Source organism: Bacteroidota bacterium, from assembly GCA_016718825.1.
Taxonomy (GTDB): Bacteria; Bacteroidota; Bacteroidia; order J057; family JADKCL01; genus JADKCL01.
In genome coordinates this window covers 52,364-67,974 of the sequence record JADKCL010000007.1, presented here as the reverse complement: position 1 = coordinate 67,974, position 15,611 = coordinate 52,364, and the positions used below count along the sequence as shown (strand labels likewise).

General features: G+C 51.1%; 9 protein-coding genes, 2 tRNA genes and 3 rRNA genes. 3 read left to right on the top strand and 11 right to left on the bottom strand.

Features of this window, described 5'->3' with window-relative positions:
• Positions 1 to 486: 486 nt before the first annotated feature.
• Positions 487 to 2,280 carry a mechanosensitive ion channel family protein gene (locus IPN95_09855; GenBank protein MBK9449703.1) on the bottom strand — a complete coding sequence of 598 codons (1,794 nt, stop codon included), beginning with the start codon at positions 2,278 to 2,280 and terminating at the stop codon, positions 487 to 489.
• Between the two features lie 461 nt (positions 2,281 to 2,741).
• Here IPN95_09855 and IPN95_09850 point away from each other — a divergent pair, with 461 nt between their 5' ends.
• A complete protein-coding gene (locus IPN95_09850) occupies positions 2,742 to 3,743 on the top strand; it encodes a rhodanese-related sulfurtransferase (GenBank protein MBK9449702.1) in 1,002 nt (333 codons plus the stop codon).
• Here IPN95_09850 and IPN95_09845 read toward each other — a convergent pair.
• Positions 3,740 to 4,603: a geranylgeranylglycerol-phosphate geranylgeranyltransferase gene (locus IPN95_09845; GenBank protein ID MBK9449701.1), complete on the bottom strand. Its 864-nt coding sequence runs from the start codon at positions 4,601 to 4,603 to the stop codon at positions 3,740 to 3,742. The genes IPN95_09850 and IPN95_09845 overlap by 4 nt on opposite strands.
• A 136-nt stretch (positions 4,604 to 4,739) precedes the next feature.
• Here IPN95_09845 and IPN95_09840 point away from each other — a divergent pair, with 136 nt between their 5' ends.
• Together IPN95_09840 and hslV are read left to right on the top strand one after the other, a co-directional pair.
• Positions 4,740 to 5,315, top strand: coding sequence for an NADH-quinone oxidoreductase subunit I (locus IPN95_09840; protein ID MBK9449700.1), 576 nt, complete (start codon positions 4,740 to 4,742; stop codon positions 5,313 to 5,315).
• The gene (gene hslV / locus IPN95_09835; GenBank protein MBK9449699.1) at positions 5,315 to 5,848 is read left to right on the top strand and encodes an ATP-dependent protease subunit HslV; all 534 of its coding nucleotides are present in this window, start codon (positions 5,315 to 5,317) and stop codon (positions 5,846 to 5,848) included. Before IPN95_09840 ends, hslV begins: the two co-directional genes overlap by 1 nt.
• 334 nt (positions 5,849 to 6,182) lie before the next feature.
• Here hslV and rrf read toward each other — a convergent pair.
• The 9 genes from rrf to IPN95_09790 all read right to left on the bottom strand — a co-directional run bounded on the left by rrf (position 6,183) and on the right by IPN95_09790 (position 15,555).
• Positions 6,183 to 6,294, bottom strand: a 5S ribosomal RNA gene (rrf, locus tag IPN95_09830).
• A gap of 100 nt (positions 6,295 to 6,394) precedes the next feature.
• Positions 6,395 to 9,238 (bottom strand): 23S ribosomal RNA (locus IPN95_09825).
• 216 nt (positions 9,239 to 9,454) lie between these two features.
• Positions 9,455 to 9,528: transfer RNA gene (locus IPN95_09820), tRNA-Ala, on the bottom strand.
• A 77-nt stretch (positions 9,529 to 9,605) separates the two neighbouring features.
• Positions 9,606 to 9,679, bottom strand: a tRNA-Ile gene (locus IPN95_09815).
• Positions 9,680 to 9,817: 138 nt separating this feature from the next.
• A 16S ribosomal RNA gene (locus tag IPN95_09810) occupies positions 9,818 to 11,340 on the bottom strand.
• Together the 16S, 23S and 5S rRNA genes with 2 tRNA genes alongside form the textbook arrangement of a ribosomal RNA operon.
• 567 nt (positions 11,341 to 11,907) lie before the next feature.
• Positions 11,908 to 12,444, bottom strand: coding sequence for a dCTP deaminase (locus IPN95_09805; protein ID MBK9449698.1), 537 nt, complete (start codon positions 12,442 to 12,444; stop codon positions 11,908 to 11,910).
• Positions 12,445 to 13,107 (bottom strand): DivIVA domain-containing protein, encoded by a 663-nt coding sequence (locus IPN95_09800; GenBank protein MBK9449697.1) that lies wholly within the window; start codon positions 13,105 to 13,107, stop codon positions 12,445 to 12,447.
• A gap of 179 nt (positions 13,108 to 13,286) precedes the next feature.
• Complete coding sequence (locus IPN95_09795; GenBank protein MBK9449696.1) at positions 13,287 to 14,018, bottom strand: T9SS type A sorting domain-containing protein; 732 nt, start codon at positions 14,016 to 14,018, stop codon at positions 13,287 to 13,289.
• A 124-nt stretch (positions 14,019 to 14,142) separates the two neighbouring features.
• Positions 14,143 to 15,555 carry a M23 family metallopeptidase gene (locus tag IPN95_09790; GenBank protein ID MBK9449695.1) on the bottom strand — a complete coding sequence of 471 codons (1,413 nt, stop codon included), beginning with the start codon at positions 15,553 to 15,555 and terminating at the stop codon, positions 14,143 to 14,145.
• Between the last annotated feature and the right edge of the window lie 56 nt (positions 15,556 to 15,611).

Genomic DNA, 15,611 nt, shown 5'->3' with positions numbered 1-15,611 from the left:
CCAGCAAGGCCCAATCATGGCACATTTTCCCAATGAAGCATGTAAGATATTTTTGCTATTTTTTAGAAAATGGACCTCCACCCCGAAATTCCTATCAGGGGATGGCGCAATCTAAAATGTCTGGCAGGCACGAGTCAAACCTGCAGGGAAAACTGTGTTTTCCTATCTTCCAACTCAAAAATAGCGATTTTCAGGTCAATTGCAAAAAAATGCAGGTCTGGGTTGACCTTTTTTGCGAGCAACCTAGTTTGCCACCAATTAGATTCTGGAAGCTAACGCCTAAAAACTCGGATCCTTTCATTGATCAGGGTGAGACGGTCTGCCTACGTTAACAACGACGAAGACATCTGCCGCTGGATTGGGGCAAAATTTCAAGCATACATGATTACAGCCCACTTTTTCAGGCCCATTTTCTTTCGATCAACGGGCTGTAACCTTGATTCTGGATGGTTTTATCCAATCATCTCCCCAGAGCTCACGCCATCTTCACACATTTACCTGTCCGCTGTCGGAATCAACGTCGGAACCGCCCAAGAGGACTTCCGTTCTAGGTCTGGGTTGCGCCTGACGCGCCTTGTTATCGGCAAGAAATCGGACCATGGCGGCCTTGGCAGACTCCAAGTCAAAGGCTAACGGTTCAACCAACCCGGCTTCCGGCGGCGCTGTGTGGATGTTAATGACCTGTTTGGGAAAGGCAAAATTGACATCCAACTGCTTTGCCAGCTCCAAAATGGACAATAAGAGGGACTGTCGGCCCTCCAATTCCTGCGTCCAGGACGGTACGGAAAAGAAAACATAGACCAAAACCTGCAACGAATTGTCGTCCATCGTCTCGAAATGGACTTCAAACGCTTCCTTTCTTGTACCCGGGTGTTGCCTTACGAGCTCGCGGATACCCTCGACAAACAGTTCGATGAGGGCAGGTGGCGTCGTATAATGCAGATTGATTCGAGTGACAAACCTCCTATAAACCCTTGCACCCATGTTGTTGATGGCAGCAGAAGCAATATTTCCATTGGGAATCGAAATCAGCGAATTTCCAAACGTACGGATGCGGGTGGAACGTACACTCACTTCCTCTACCACGCCTTCATGCTCACCAATGATGATCCAATCGCCAATTTGAAACGGGCGGTCCAGGAAAATCACCACTGAACCAAACAGATTTTTGATCGTGTCCTGGGCTGCCAATGCAAATGCCAGGGTTCCAAAAGCAACCCCGCCGATCAAGGCAGTTACGTCCACCGCCAATCTGTTCATGATGTAGATGATCGCTGCCACCACGACGATTCCCTTGAGCAAGTTGCGAATCATCGGAATGAGCTGATCGTCAAGGGTACTTTTGCTTGCCTTGGCACGTTGCTCAAAATAAGCCATCAGGAGATTTACCACTTGCAACGCGATCAGCATTTGGTAGACCGGAATCATGATTCTAAACGCGTTGACCACCCACTTGTTGACCTCACCGGAGAACTGAAGTGCAGGGTAAAAGACATTCAAAATGGCAAACAGGATCAACAAGCTAATCGGACGGGCAATTTTTGTGAAAAACTTGAGTGCCCTGTCTTTGCGAACGTGGCGTTGCAACACCGACTCGAGCAAGACGCCGATCAGCTTCGTGAGCAACTGATGAAGCAGCACGGTAAACACGATGAAAAGCACCACTCCGAAAAATTGCCACAACTTGATCCCCAAAAAGGGCTGCTGTGACCATTTGGGAAGCCATTTCATCGTTCCAAATGGAAAAACACGCGCATGCAACCGATCGATTGCCTGAACCGTTGTCCACGAATAGACCCAACCCCGAGGCTTCTTATATAAAAAGACGTCTGGCTCGGCAGTTGTCAGCACGAACTTTTGAAGGCCGGAGACAGTATCGGTGTAATTGGAGTTGCGCGGCAATGCATCCACGTCAATGAAATATCCGCCACCATCGAGAAACTGCTTAAGCTTGATCGCCTTCTCTTTTGCCTCCTCCCCCATTGGATTTGCAATGTTGAGCGTCATCGCGGCAGAATCCGGATGCCAATTCTGGTCCTGCAAATAATAGAGGTGCGTCAGTACCGTTTCGTAGGGCGACCGCAGACTGAAGCGGTGCTGCCCGGTTTCCATATAGTCCAACGAATCAAACAGCACCGTCGATTGTAGTCCCACAACGAAGGCAGACGTGTCCGCAGCCGTGGGAACCGAGTCTTGTGCGAACAAAACGGTAGTCGGCCATGCGAGCAAAAAGGTCAAAATGCCGAGGAAGCCAAAGGGTCTTGAGAATGGGGATTTCATGCTGCGAATTTAGAAAAAAGGAAGCGGCAAGCCGGCAAAAGGATTGTCACTGAATAAACCCATGGAAAACGATTCGAAGTAAATCTCCAGTCAAATTGTGCAATCCAACGGTTTGTTGCATCTTAGGCGTACGATGGTCCTCTTCTCTCCGTAGAGGGTGGTGGCTGGGATGCGGCAAAGCGCATATTCTATCTTTCCAAGTGCTGCTTGTTCCTCCACGCTCCATCGCTTAAAAGTTGCAGAACTCGTTGAAACTGCGACAAAAATTTTCTCTCGTTTCCTGCCCCGACTTTGGGTGGGTGGACTATTTCTTGCCTATATTTTTTGCGGATGGAAGCGCTTTCTTCGGCACCAAAAGCTGCAATTCTGCGGATCCCAAAGGCCTAAAAAGCACATTGGCAGGCGGGAACTGAGGCAAGTCATATTCCAAAACCTATTTTTGCCTATTTTTGCATCCGAAAATGGAAGCTTCTAATACTGCTTTATCGGCGAATGCGCAGCCCTACCAAGTGCTGCTCTATTATAACTTTGTTCCAGTACCCGACCCTGAGGCCGAGCGTGATGCAATGGAAGAATTTTGCAAAACGAATGGTCTTCTTGGACGGATTCTCATCGCCAAGGAAGGTCTTAATGGGACGGTATCGGGCCCCTTGGAGCCGATACGTGCGTACATGAAATGGATCGCAGACCATCCCGTTTTTCATGAGACCCAATTCAAGATTGACGATGTTCCTGGCCATACCTTCCTGAAACTGCACGTTCGCGTGCGCCCGGAAATCGTGCATTTGGGATTGGAAGACTTGGATATGACGCAACCCGTCAACAATTATGTGGAGCCCGAAGAATGGCGCGAAATGCTTCATTCCAATGATCCTGACATCGTGATCTTTGATGCGCGGTCCAACTATGAGACAGAACTCGGGAAATTTAAAAACGCTATCAGCCTGGACATCGACAACTTCAGGGAGCTGCCCGAGAAGCTTGCCGAACTTGAAGCTTACAAGAACAAAAAAATCTATACCTACTGTACGGGCGGAATCAAATGTGAGAAGGTTTCCAGGCTCCTCATGCGCGAGGGGTTTCAGGAGGTCTATCAACTCCATGGCGGCATCATCCGCTATGGTCATGAAGCCGGAGGTGAGGATTTTGAGGGTTCTTGCTACGTGTTTGATCAGCGCGTCGTGGTACCTGTGAACCACGTAAATCCTGATGTGCTCGCACAATGCAAAGTTTGCGGTTCGGCAACAGAAAAATACATCAACTGTGCCAGCCCAGACTGCAATGCGCATTTTCTCATCTGCGATTCCTGTGCCAATCGACTTGAAGGATGCTGTTCAGAGTCCTGTATGGAAAATCCACGTCGCCGTATGTGGGATGGACGCGGCTATTACCTGCGTGGACTCAATTCGAAGCTGTACGTTGAAAATCCTGACCCCAACTATCTCAAAAAGCAGATTCACTAGATCAGGAACAACACCGACAGCATCCCGGAGAAGATCAAGTACTTCAGCATTTTACTTTGCCGTCCAAATTCATGTGTTTCCCTGGCATTGAGGATTTTCGATGCCAAAAAAACTGCAGGTGCTTGCACAAATAGGATTGAACTGATGAGATAGGCCACGTTCAACGGCAACCCACGTAACAAAACCTCTGCGATTGGGGCGTAGCAGCTCACGACGAAGACGAAATAACTCGCGAAGACCACCCTTGTGGTTGCCTTGAGGCCAATCCTAATGGGCAGGGTCTGCAATTTAAACTTCAAATCACCCTTGATGTCCTCCATATCCTTCACCACCTCTCGAATGAAAGTAACCTCAAAGGCAAACATGATCGTCCACATCAAGGCTGTACGTGGCACATACAACAATGCTGCGTAGTAAACGACCAACCCCGTGAGCGTTGCGATGACGATATTACCGACAACTGTCGTGCGCTTGAGCAATGAAGCATATAGAAAAAGGAGAACGATCGCGCCCGCATTTACCGCAAAAAGTACAGGAGGCTGCATCAAAACGGAAAACGCCAGCACAAGCACAACCGTTGTGAAGTAGGCGGTCAAAACCTTCTTGACTGAAAGGTGGGCATTGACAATGACTTTGCGAGGCTTATTTTCCCTGTCTATCTTAAAATCAAACGCATCATTGACCCAGTAGCCTGTGGCCGAAATCACGGTAAGACACAAGCAAGCCCACCAAAACTGAGGATCTGAAAGGGCCACAGCCAGGTTCCCATTCGCGATATGCACTGCCAATGCAAAGGCTATCAACGTAATGAACACGTTGATGGGACGAGACAAATAAAAGAAATAGCGAATGTCTTTCATAGAACAGCATGACCCACTGCGAAGTGATCTCCAATTGTCCAGATCAATTTGGCAAGAACCCTTTTTCTGGAACAAATTTCTTAGTTTTTTTGTTTTACTTTGTGTCGCAACGTCAATTAATTCCTAGTTCGGAAATATGGGTATCCAAAGCGGAAAACAAGGAGAGCGGGATCTCAACTTCGTACACAAGATGTACTTTCCTGAGATTTTCAAGGGAATGGCCTTTTCTTTCAAACACATGTTTAGAAAGAAGGTCACGATCAATTACCCAGAACAGCGTCCTGTCTTGGGAGCCGAATTCAGAGGCCGGCCCGTATTGGTGAAAGAACTTGGTCAGGAACGCTGTGTAGCCTGTGGACTCTGCGCACGCGCCTGTCCACCGCTTGCGATCAGCATGCAAGCTGCGGAGACTACCGACTCCAAGGAGCGGTATCCGGAAACTTTTGAAATCAACATGTTGCGTTGCATCTATTGCGGCTTTTGCGAGGATGTCTGTCCCGAGGAAGCAATTGTGATGAGCGACGAATACGACTTCAACTTCCGTTATCGCTCGGAAGCAATTTTTGACAAGAGCAAATTGTTGGTGGAAGTCAACGACTTGAAGGGCCGTCTTGAGTTTTTGCGCAAAAAGCGCAATGCAAACTTTGGCGACATCTACGCCTTTGAGACGCACAACAATCAGCACAGCGTACGCGACCGCAAAACCAAGTGATTCCAAAAATTCACGCTACTACCGTTTTAGGAATATTCCACGATGGCAAATTGGCACTCGGTGCTGATGGACAAGCCACGATGGGCACGACCATTGCGAAAAGTACCGTCAAGAAAGTTCGGCAGTTAGAGGGTGGCATCTTGGTCGGCTTTGCCGGCAGCACCTCCGACGCACTGACCTTGATCGAACGTCTTGAGGAAAAGCTGAACATGCATCGTGCTAACCTTCGCCGGGCAGCAATTGAATTAGCCAAAGACTGGAGAACCGACAGGTACCTTCGTCGTTTGGAAGCCATGTTGATCGTGATGAACAAAGATGAGGGATTGATCATCAGTGGATCAGGAGACGTACTTTCTCCAGATCAGGAAGTTTTGTCGATTGGATCAGGCTCAATGTATGCCCAATCAGCTGCCTTGGCCTTGAAAAAGCACGCTCCACATTTGACTGCAAGGCAAATGGTTGAAGAAGCGCTCACCATCGCAGCCGACATTTGCATCTATACAAACCACAACTTCACCATTTTCGAATTGTAATTTCGGTTTCGGACCGCAATTAAGAGGGGTCACTTGGGGCGAATTCAAATGATGGCGTCGAAGGCTTCATGCCAATGCCTATCGATCTCCAGCCAAATCTCAGCCTTCAAAGTCGCCATTGCAAAGCCAGGGAGTAAACCATTTGTTTCCCATGCGAGTCCCGCCATTACCGAATGTCACTTAGCAGCGAGAATTGGTCTTGTGGCCGAGTCCTTTTGAACTCAACGTCTGCCCGCTGGACCTGTAAAGATTGAGATTGGAAGTCTGTAGTCAATCGAAATGCCCATAAAACGCACAAACCCGTTCACTTTTGGTGAACGGGTTGTGTATGAAAAAGTGGCGGCGACCTACTTTCCCGCATTTTACTGCAGTATCATCGGCGCTAAGGGGCTTAACTTCTCTGTTCGGGATGGGAAGAGGTGGACACCCTTGCTAAAGCCACCATCAATGTCTTGATGGCGCATGGGATGGGAGGAAGCGTTTTATTTGGGCAATTGAAGAATGTTTCTTGCGTCTGGCCCGGCCTCGCCGCGGACTCCACGCGGCGGGGGAAAGCTACGGGTAATTAGTAGTGCTTGGCTGAGCATGTCTCCACGCTTACACCTACACCCTATCAACCTGGTCGTCTCCCAGGACCCTTATAAAGACGTCTCATCTTGAGGCGAGTTTCGCACTTAGATGCTTTCAGTGCTTATCTCTTCCGAACATAGCTACCCTGCGCTGCAACTGGCGTCACAACAGGTGCACCAGAGGTTCGTCCGACCCGGTCCTCTCGTACTAAGGCCAGCCCCTCTCAAACGTCTAACGCCCGCAATAGATAGAGACCGAACTGTCTCGCGACGTTCTGAACCCAGCTCGCGTGCCACTTTAATCGGCGAACAGCCGAACCCTTGGGACCTTCTCCAGCCCCAGGATGTGACGAGCCGACATCGAGGTGCCAAACCTCCCCGTCGATATGAGCTCTTGGGGGAGATCAGCCTGTTATCCCCGGAGTACCTTTTATCCTTTGAGCGACGGCCCTTCCACGCGGTACCGCCGGATCACTATACCCTAGTTTCCTACCTGTGCGACTTGTAAGTCTCTCAGTCAAGCCTGCTTATGCTATTGCACTCTACGCACGGTTACCAAGCGTGCTGAGCAGACCTTTGGAAGCCTCCGTTACCCTTTTGGAGGCGACCACCCCAGTCAAACTACCCGCCATGCACTGTCTCCCTCGCGGGGTTAGGCAACAAGCAAGGGAAGGGTGGTATTTCACCGCTGGCTCCCCGATACCTGGCGATACCGGTTCGCAGCCTCCCACCTATCCTACACATCCCTGGCCCGTTGTCAATGCAAAGCTGTAGTGAAGGTTCACGGGGTCTTTTCGTCCCATTGCGGGTAGCCGGCATCTTCACCGGCAGTACAATTTCACCGAGCTCACAGCCGAGACAGTGCCCAGATCGTTACACCATTCGTGCAGGTCGGAACTTACCCGACAAGGAATTTCGCTACCTTAGGACCGTTATAGTTACGGCCGCCGTTTACTGGGGCTTCGATTCAGAGCTTCTCCTTGCGGATGACCCCCCTCTTAACCTTCCAGCACCGGGCAGGTGTCAGGCCTTATACGTCGTCTTTCGAATTCGCAAAGCCATGTGTTTTTGCTAAACAGTCGCCTGGGCCTCTTCACTGCGGCCTCCCTCTCGCGAGGGTAGGCGTCCCTTCTCCCGAAGTTACAGGACGAATTTGCCGAGTTCCTTAGCTGTGAATCACTCGAGCGCCTTAGGATACTCTCCTCGACCACCTGTGTCGGTTTACGGTACTGGTATTTGCATCTGAAGCTTAGGAGCTTTTCTAGGCAGCTTGATTACCTGCACTATCCGCTCGGCCGGGGCCTTGCGGTACTGTCGGGCTTCGGTTTCCCTACACCCTTTAACCACGAATTCCGTCTCGTGGCGGCAGTGTCACTCCTGCGTCCCTCCATCGCAATGCAAACAGTACGGGAATATTAACCCGTTGTCCATCGGAATCGCCTTCGGCTTATCCTTAGGTCCAGACTAACCCTGATCCGATTAGCGTTGATCAGGAAACCTTGGTCTTACGGCGTCAGGGTTTCCCACCCTGATTATCGTTACTCATGCCTACATTTGCTTTTCTCGACGCTCCACCATGACTCGCATCACAGCTTCCCGGCGACGAGAATGCTCCCCTACCAGTGTACATCGCTGTACAATCCACGGCTTCGGCGCTGCGCTTGATGCCCGATCATTATCCATGCCCGACCGCTCGACTAGTGAGCTGTTACGCACTCTTTAAATGAATGGCTGCTTCCAAGCCAACATCCTAGCTGTCTCTGCAGTCGGACCTCGTTAGCTCAACTTAGCGCAGACTTTGGGGCCTTAGCCGGTGGTCTGGGTTCTTTCCCTCTCGGGCGGTGACCTTAGCACCCCCGCCCTCACTCCTGTGGAGCATGTCACGGCATTCGGAGTTCGTCAGAGTTTGGTAGGCGGTGAGGCCCCCTAGCCCTATCGGTAGCTCTACCTCCGTGACACTCATACACAAGGCTGTCCCTAAAGACATTTCGGGGAGTACGAGCTATCTCCCAGTTTGATTGGCCTTTCACCCCTACCCACAAGTCATCGAAAAACTTTTCAACGTTTACTCGTTCGGACCTCCAGTCCGTTTTACCGAACCTTCATCCTGCTCATGGGTAGATCACAAGGTTTCGCGTCTGCCCCCGGCGACTTCACGCCCTGTGAAGACTCGCTTTCGCTTCGGTTGCGTCCCTTAAGGACTTAACCTTGCCGCCGAGGAGCAACTCGTAGGCTCATTATGCAAAAGGCACACCGTCACCACCGAAGTGGCTCCGATTGATTGCAGGCGCACGGTTTCAGGGTCTATTTCACTCCCTTGTCCAGGGTGCTTTTCACCTTTCCCTCACGGTACTGGTACACTATCGGTCATACAGTAGTATTTAGCCTTGCCAGATGGTGCTGGCGGATTCCCGCAGGATTTCTCCGGTCCCGCGGTACTCAGGGACAGGGCCTGGCCACTCTCGATTCCCGTACGGGGCTGTCACCCTCTTTGGCGCCGCTTTCCAACGGTCCTCCGGTCTCGTTCATGGATCCATTATGCCCGCCCTACAACCCCAGGGAAGCCGAGACTCCCCTGGTTTGGGCTGTTCCCCGTTCGCTCGCCGCTACTTGGGGAATAACTATTGTTCTATTTTCCTCCCGCTACTTAGATGTTTCAGTTCACGGGGTTCGCCGTCCTTGCGGACTTAAAGGGTTTCCCCATTCGGACACCTGTGGATCAAAGGCCGTTTGCGCCTACCCACAGCTTTTCGCAGCTTACCGCGTCCTTCTTCGCCTCTGTATGCCTAGGCATCCACCGTGCGCCCTACCTTGCTTTCTCTTTGACGCCCGCCTGGGGCGTCCGAGGCAAGGCCTTGCCAAACGCTCGAATACAATTTCTTTTGCCCGGTCGTGCATCGCTGCACAACCGCTTCCTCCCTTCGCCGTACGTCAAATAACCAAAGCTGCGCCGCATAGTCCGTTTCCTGCCAAGGGGCCCCGGGAAGGGGTCGATCCCTGGCTCGGATTTACCGAACCGTACGCATGCTGTTTTTAGTGGAGAATGTCGGAGTCGAACCGACGACCCCCTGCTTGCAAAGCAGGTGCTCTAGCCAGCTGAGCTAATCCCCCGGAAGAAGTGCGAGGGTGGAGTGTGAGTGAAGAGGGTTCATTCTCCTCACTCGCACTGCTTTCCCGCTCTGTCCTCGTGGGCCTGCGTGGACTCGAACCACGGACCTCGACATTATCAGTGTCGCGCTCTAACCACCTGAGCTACAAGCCCCGGTGCCAAGCCGCCCGTGAAGCGACCATGCCCCAGACTCCAGAATCCCCGGTACCGCAGCGCGGTACCAAAGCTATGCTATTGAGACAAGAGAGACGACACTGCACGAACACCCGGACAATCGTCCGTGAGCTCCAGAAAGGAGGTGATCCAGCCGCACCTTCCGGTACGGCTACCTTGTTACGACTTAGCCCCAGTCACCAGTTTTACCCTAGGCGGCTCCCTCCTTGCGGTTAGGCCACCGACTTCAGGTACCCCCGGCTTCCATGGCTTGACGGGCGGTGTGTACAAGGCCCGGGAACGTATTCACCGCGCCATGCTGATGCGCGATTACTAGCGATTCCGGCTTCACGGAGTCGAGTTGCAGACTCCGATCCGAACTGAGAACGGCTTTTTGAGATTTGCTTCACTTCGCAGTGTTGCGACCCATTGTACCGTCCATTGTAGCACGTGTAGCCCTGGGCGTAAGGGCCATGATGATTTGACGTCATCCCCACCTTCCTCTCTGCTTGCGCAGGCAGTCTCATTAGAGTCCCCGGCATGACCCGATGGTAACTAATGATAGGGGTTGCGCTCGTTGCGGGACTTAACCCAACACCTCACGGCACGAGCTGACGACAACCATGCAGCACCTTGCACCCCTGTCCCGAAGGAAAAACCGCTTTCACGGCCTGTCAGGGGCATTCTAGCCCAGGTAAGGTTCCTCGCGTATCTTAGAATTAAACCATGCTCCACCGCTTGTGCGGGCCCCCGTCAATTCCTTTGAGTTTCATCCTTGCGGACGTACTCCCCAGGTGGGATACTTATCGGTTTCCCTTGGGCACCCAGCCCCGAAAGGCCGGACACCTAGTATCCATCGTTTACGGTGTGGACTACCAGGGTATCTAATCCTGTTTGCTCCCCACACTTTCGTGCCTCAGCGTCAGTCGCGTCCCAGTCACCTGCCTTCGCAATCGGTGTTCTGCGTGATATCTATGCATTTCACCGCTACACCACGCATTCCAGCGACCTCGGACGAACTCAAGTCAAACAGTATCAACGGCAGTTCTCCAGTTGAGCCGGAGGATTTCACCGCTGACTTATTCGACCGCCTACGCACCCTTTAAACCCAATAAATCCGGACAACGCTTGCACCCTCCGTATTACCGCGGCTGCTGGCACGGAGTTAGCCGGTGCTTATTCTGCGGGTACCCTCAGCTGCACGTATAGTGCAGGTTTGTCCCCCGCCAAAAGAGGTTTACAATCCAGAGGACCTTCTTCCCTCACGCGGCATGGCTGGATCAGGGTTCCCCCCATTGTCCAATATTCCCTACTGCTGCCTCCCGTAGGAGTCTGGGCCGTGTCTCAGTCCCAGTGTGGCTGATCATCCTCTCAGACCAGCTAGACATCGTCGCCTTGGTGGGCCGTTACCCCGCCAACTAGCTAATGTCACGCATGCCAATCTCCAAGCTATAAATATTTAATCCCAAGACCATGCGGTCCCGAAATGCTATGGGGTGTTGCAAGTTTCCCTGGCATATCCCCCGCTTGAAGGTATGTTGCATACGCGTTACGCACCCGTCCGCCACTCGTGTACCCCCGAAAGGGCCTTACCGTTCGACTTGCATGTATTAGGCCTGCCGCTAGCGTTCATCCTGAGCCAGGATCAAACTCTCCATTGTAATAATTTTTGTTTTTAGCTTCCAACTCCTACCACCTTCGCCAACAAACATCGCTGCTGTCAGTCCCGATCATAGAAGTGGACGTTGCCATTTTGGGCGCCCGTGCTTAATGTCGATCTCTTGTCTCGTCTAGTCAAAGAACCATTTTTTAGACTCGTTTCGGGTCATCCAACCCTGTCGAGTACCTTACTTTCGTAAAGGGATTGCAAAGGTACGAGTGTTTTTCGATTTTGCAATATTTTTTTTCAAAGATTTTTCCTCATTTTCCAGAGGAACCGTCCACTATTTCTGTGGAGGGATGACAAAGGTAGAGGGTTGTTTTGGATTCGCAAACGCAGGGTGAAAGTTTTTTTGAAGTATCCCGTAAATCACCTGATAATCAGCTTGAAAAAATTACGAACCTTCGTAGTATTTTTGATCACCCGGTCGGAAAAACGCATTCTCAGTGATCAGAAGGCAGGATTTTGAGGGAAATTAATTTTCAAAATTCTTCAAAACGATACCGAATCGGATAATAAAATCTTCTTTTCTGCTCAGATGGACCTGCTTTATCCACCAAAGCCGAACTTAAAATTTGTTCTTCCACATCATGGACTCCACAGGTTTCACCGTTCGGTCGTTGTATTTCGCAGAAGCCTTCTTGTTATATGCGTTCACAATGTCGCCATCGACGGCAAAATAGATGAGTTGACCGATCGGCATTCCTGCATAAACACGTACTGGCATCGAAACCGAAATTTCCAATGTCCAGGTATTGCAGAAGCCAACGTCTCCTTTTCCCGCCGTTGCATGAATGTCGATCCCCAAACGGCCGACACTGCTTTTCCCCTCCAAGAAGGGTACGCAGGTATGGGTCTCCGTGTATTCCTCGGTCACACCTAAATAGAGTGTGCCGGGCATCAGGACAAATCCCTCCTCCGGAATCTCGAATTCCCGGATCAAATTGTGCTTCCGCGCGTCAAGAATGGGATCGACGTAAACGGCAAGGTGCTTGCCGAGATGTACATCATAACTGTTTGTGCCCAAGCAATCCCTGTCATAGGGCTCGATCACGATCTCCTTTTTGGCAATGGCCTCCAGGATCTTCGAATCTGAAAGTATCATTTACAATTCATCCGCGATGTCGTTGATGACAGTCGAAACGGACGTCGAAGCTACGGATTTTTCAAAAAAGGAATGGTTTTCCTTGTCGTTGCCGGTTTCATTTTCCTCTACCACAACATTCTCGGGCTTCGTCTTGATCTCCACTACGGTTTCTGACTCGGGCTTCACAGGTTGTTCATGGCGAATATCGACCGGCATGGCGAGCGGTCCCTTCATTTCCTTTTCCTCAAATGTGCGCAACCGCTCGGTCTGCGCCGTCAGGTAGCTTTTGAGCTGGTTCAGGATCTCATTTCTGCGCGCAACGAGTTCATTGGTTTGCATTTCGACGCGGCTACGGTCTTCAATCGCATTCTTCAGCATTTCCTTAGCCTTGGCTTCTGCCTCCTGAATACGGAGTTCGGCAGTGGATTTTGCATTCTCAATGGTCGATTTGGAAGTCTCCTCGGCCTGCAGCAGCGTTTTGTGCAATGCAGACTCGACCTGACGGAGGTTGTCGAGGGCCGAAGAAGTCTTCTCCAATTCGAGTTTCAAGCGCTTGAGGTCTTCCACCATGCGCTCCCACTCCATCGAAAGCTGATTCAAATAGTTGTGGACATCGTCTTTGTTATAGCCCTGAAATGCTTTCTTAAAGGTGTGTTGACGAATTTCGATTGGAGTAACCATTTGGCGCGTGCTTATTTAATGCAACTTTCTAGAATTCGAGGCCATCAGATCGCCCCAAAATTCAAAATTACGGAAGCTGCCATCGCCACTGAACCCCATTTTTACACAGAATAGAATTGCCTGACCTTTTTTGCGTTCAATCCAATGAACGGTTGAGGGCTTAAGAAGCCTAAAAGGGTTTATTCGACCACTATCCTGCGAATGATCCTTTGTTTTGAATTCGAAGCCATCAAAATGTAAATGCCGGCGGAAAGGTTGGAAATGTCAATCTGCGAATTTCCTGCGCCAATCAGCTGCTGCCCGACCAAGCGACCATCACTCGCGGTAAGGGTCAACATGGTCTGCGACATCGAGATGGGAACGGATATGTTCAATCTGTCTTGGGCAGGCTGGGGATAGACATGAATTTCGGAGCTCCCAAGACCTTCTACAATAGCGCTTGGAAGGGTGCAAGGCGACACGCCATTTGGAAATGAAGCATAGGAATAGGTCAATCCAGGACAACTCGTCAATCCATTGACGACGGTGATGCCCGCGGTATCGACAAACATGGTGAAGGTAGGATCGTAGACAATCTCCTTGAAATGTTTGAGGCCCGGGGAAGTTGTGTCGATATGCAGCTGACAATTGTTGCGCAGATAGACGACCAAATTGAAGCTGCTCCTCACCACAAGTCTTGAACTTGACTCCATATATATAGTGTCGGGATTGTTGCCACTATAATAAATGAGTGAATTGTCACAGGCAACGAACGGCTGCGGCTCGAATACCGCGGGCGTAATGGAGTCCGTGACGCCATAAGCGAAGGTTGTGCCGCCCGTATTGGGTGAAGGACTGCATTGTGAAAAAACAGAGGGCACCTGGCTAAGGCATCCGATGATCAAAAGAAGGACCTGGGAAAAACGTCTCATAGGATAGATTTGAACAGGCATCGGGCCGATTCAGCCCTTAAGCTACCAAAATCTAACGACTATTTCGCTGCGAACTGACACCTACCATCCGAGATTGATTTGTTCAGAACCCTTTGGACGCCGCCTATTCCGCAACGAGAACCCTGCCGGATGCTACCGACACACCGTTTCGCAGAAACCGATAGCAATGCAGACCACGCAATTCGCTGGGAAGATCCAAGCGTTGCTGCTTCCCTTCGACCGGCATCTCGAAAACCTTTTGACCTGCAAAATCCCACATCTCAAAGGTGAGTCCATCCTGATAAGATGCTAGCTCCGCCGTCAATGATCCATGGGTTGGGTTAGGATAGATTCGAATTCCATCCCCCATTGCCTCCTGCGCACCTACGATTCCGACAATGTCGAAGGTTGATTCGCAGGTGACTCCATTGTAGGTTGCCCTGAACGTATAGGTCCCCGAAGTCGTCGGCAGGACCTTGGACCAACCCTGCACCCGGACTTCGTTGCTGGAACTGCTCACGTAATTCCAGTTGAGGTAGGTACTGCCTTGAGGATCAAGAATGCTCATGTCTGCTGTCAATCCCGCCGTTTCCTCCCTGAAAAAGACGTAGAATTTGGCGTAGCCGGCAGGTAATCCAGCCCCTTGGAATGGAATGGTGAAGGAAGCGCCCTCGTTGAGGGTTTCCGTGGTCGGGCATGGCGGCATCACGATATCGGTGGTATGGGCAGAGGCCCGCATGATTGCCGTTTCCTTGTAATCCCTCTGGGCTGCCCACCAAGTGGTTGGGTTCAATGCATTGCAGGAACCGGAAAAGGGATCGATCCGCGTTGCGACAACAGAACCCGCCCATACTTCGAAATGCAAATGGGGCCCAGACGAACTACCGGAACTACCGACCACACCCAGATATTCGCCTGCAGCTACAGTAGCACCCACGGGTGATTGCGTCACGGAGCCATTTTTCATATGCCAATAGAGCGCACTCGAACCGTCGCCATGCTGGATCATGATGTAATTGGCCGTGAGATTGTTGCCGGTGCAGTTGCGGTCAAATTCGCCATCATGCTTTGCAATGATTGTGCCCGGGGCCGCTGCGACCACTTTGACGAGGTCATTGTCCATCTTGTGGAAGTTGAACGGCCATGTAGAAATGTCGGTGCCGCGATGACCATTGTAGGTATCGGTGCCGCAGTTCCAATCCCGAAACGTGCCGGGAAGCGTATCTTGGTCCACGTAGGCCGAAACGTGATAATAACTGCAATCGCGCAGGCTCGGATCAGCCTCAAGTGGCCAACCCAGCGAAACTGAAGCGACATCCGTGGATTTTTTCGTCCCAGGTTGCAGTCCAAGGCGGATGAGATTTGTACTTACCTCTTGTTCCAGCAAGGCATAATCGCGGTCGGTCAAGCAAGGGGTAACCGCATTTTGCTCGTCCAAATCGGAATTCCGCCCCGCGGATTCACGAATATCCTGAGCAGTGAGGTTGGTAACAATTGCAAGCAGGAGCAGAACAAAACAAATTTTGTGGATCTTCATACGATTGGTCGTTCACGTTGATTCCTCCCGGACAATTCTGACTGATGCCGTACTCC

What these genes read in the sequence shown, in the direction of transcription:
- IPN95_09855 (MBK9449703.1), bottom strand. Translation starts at nt 2,280, where the DNA reads ATGAAATCCCCATTCTCAAGACCCTTTGGCTTCCTCGGCATTTTGACC.
- IPN95_09850 (MBK9449702.1), top strand. Translation starts at nt 2,742, where the DNA reads ATGGAAGCTTCTAATACTGCTTTATCGGCGAATGCGCAGCCCTACCAA.
- IPN95_09845 (MBK9449701.1), bottom strand. Translation starts at nt 4,603, where the DNA reads ATGAAAGACATTCGCTATTTCTTTTATTTGTCTCGTCCCATCAACGTG.
- IPN95_09840 (MBK9449700.1), top strand. Translation starts at nt 4,740, where the DNA reads ATGGGTATCCAAAGCGGAAAACAAGGAGAGCGGGATCTCAACTTCGTA.
- IPN95_09805 (MBK9449698.1), bottom strand. Translation starts at nt 12,444, where the DNA reads ATGATACTTTCAGATTCGAAGATCCTGGAGGCCATTGCCAAAAAGGAG.
- IPN95_09800 (MBK9449697.1), bottom strand. Translation starts at nt 13,107, where the DNA reads ATGGTTACTCCAATCGAAATTCGTCAACACACCTTTAAGAAAGCATTT.
- IPN95_09795 (MBK9449696.1), bottom strand. Translation starts at nt 14,018, where the DNA reads ATGAGACGTTTTTCCCAGGTCCTTCTTTTGATCATCGGATGCCTTAGC.
- IPN95_09790 (MBK9449695.1), bottom strand. Translation starts at nt 15,555, where the DNA reads ATGAAGATCCACAAAATTTGTTTTGTTCTGCTCCTGCTTGCAATTGTT.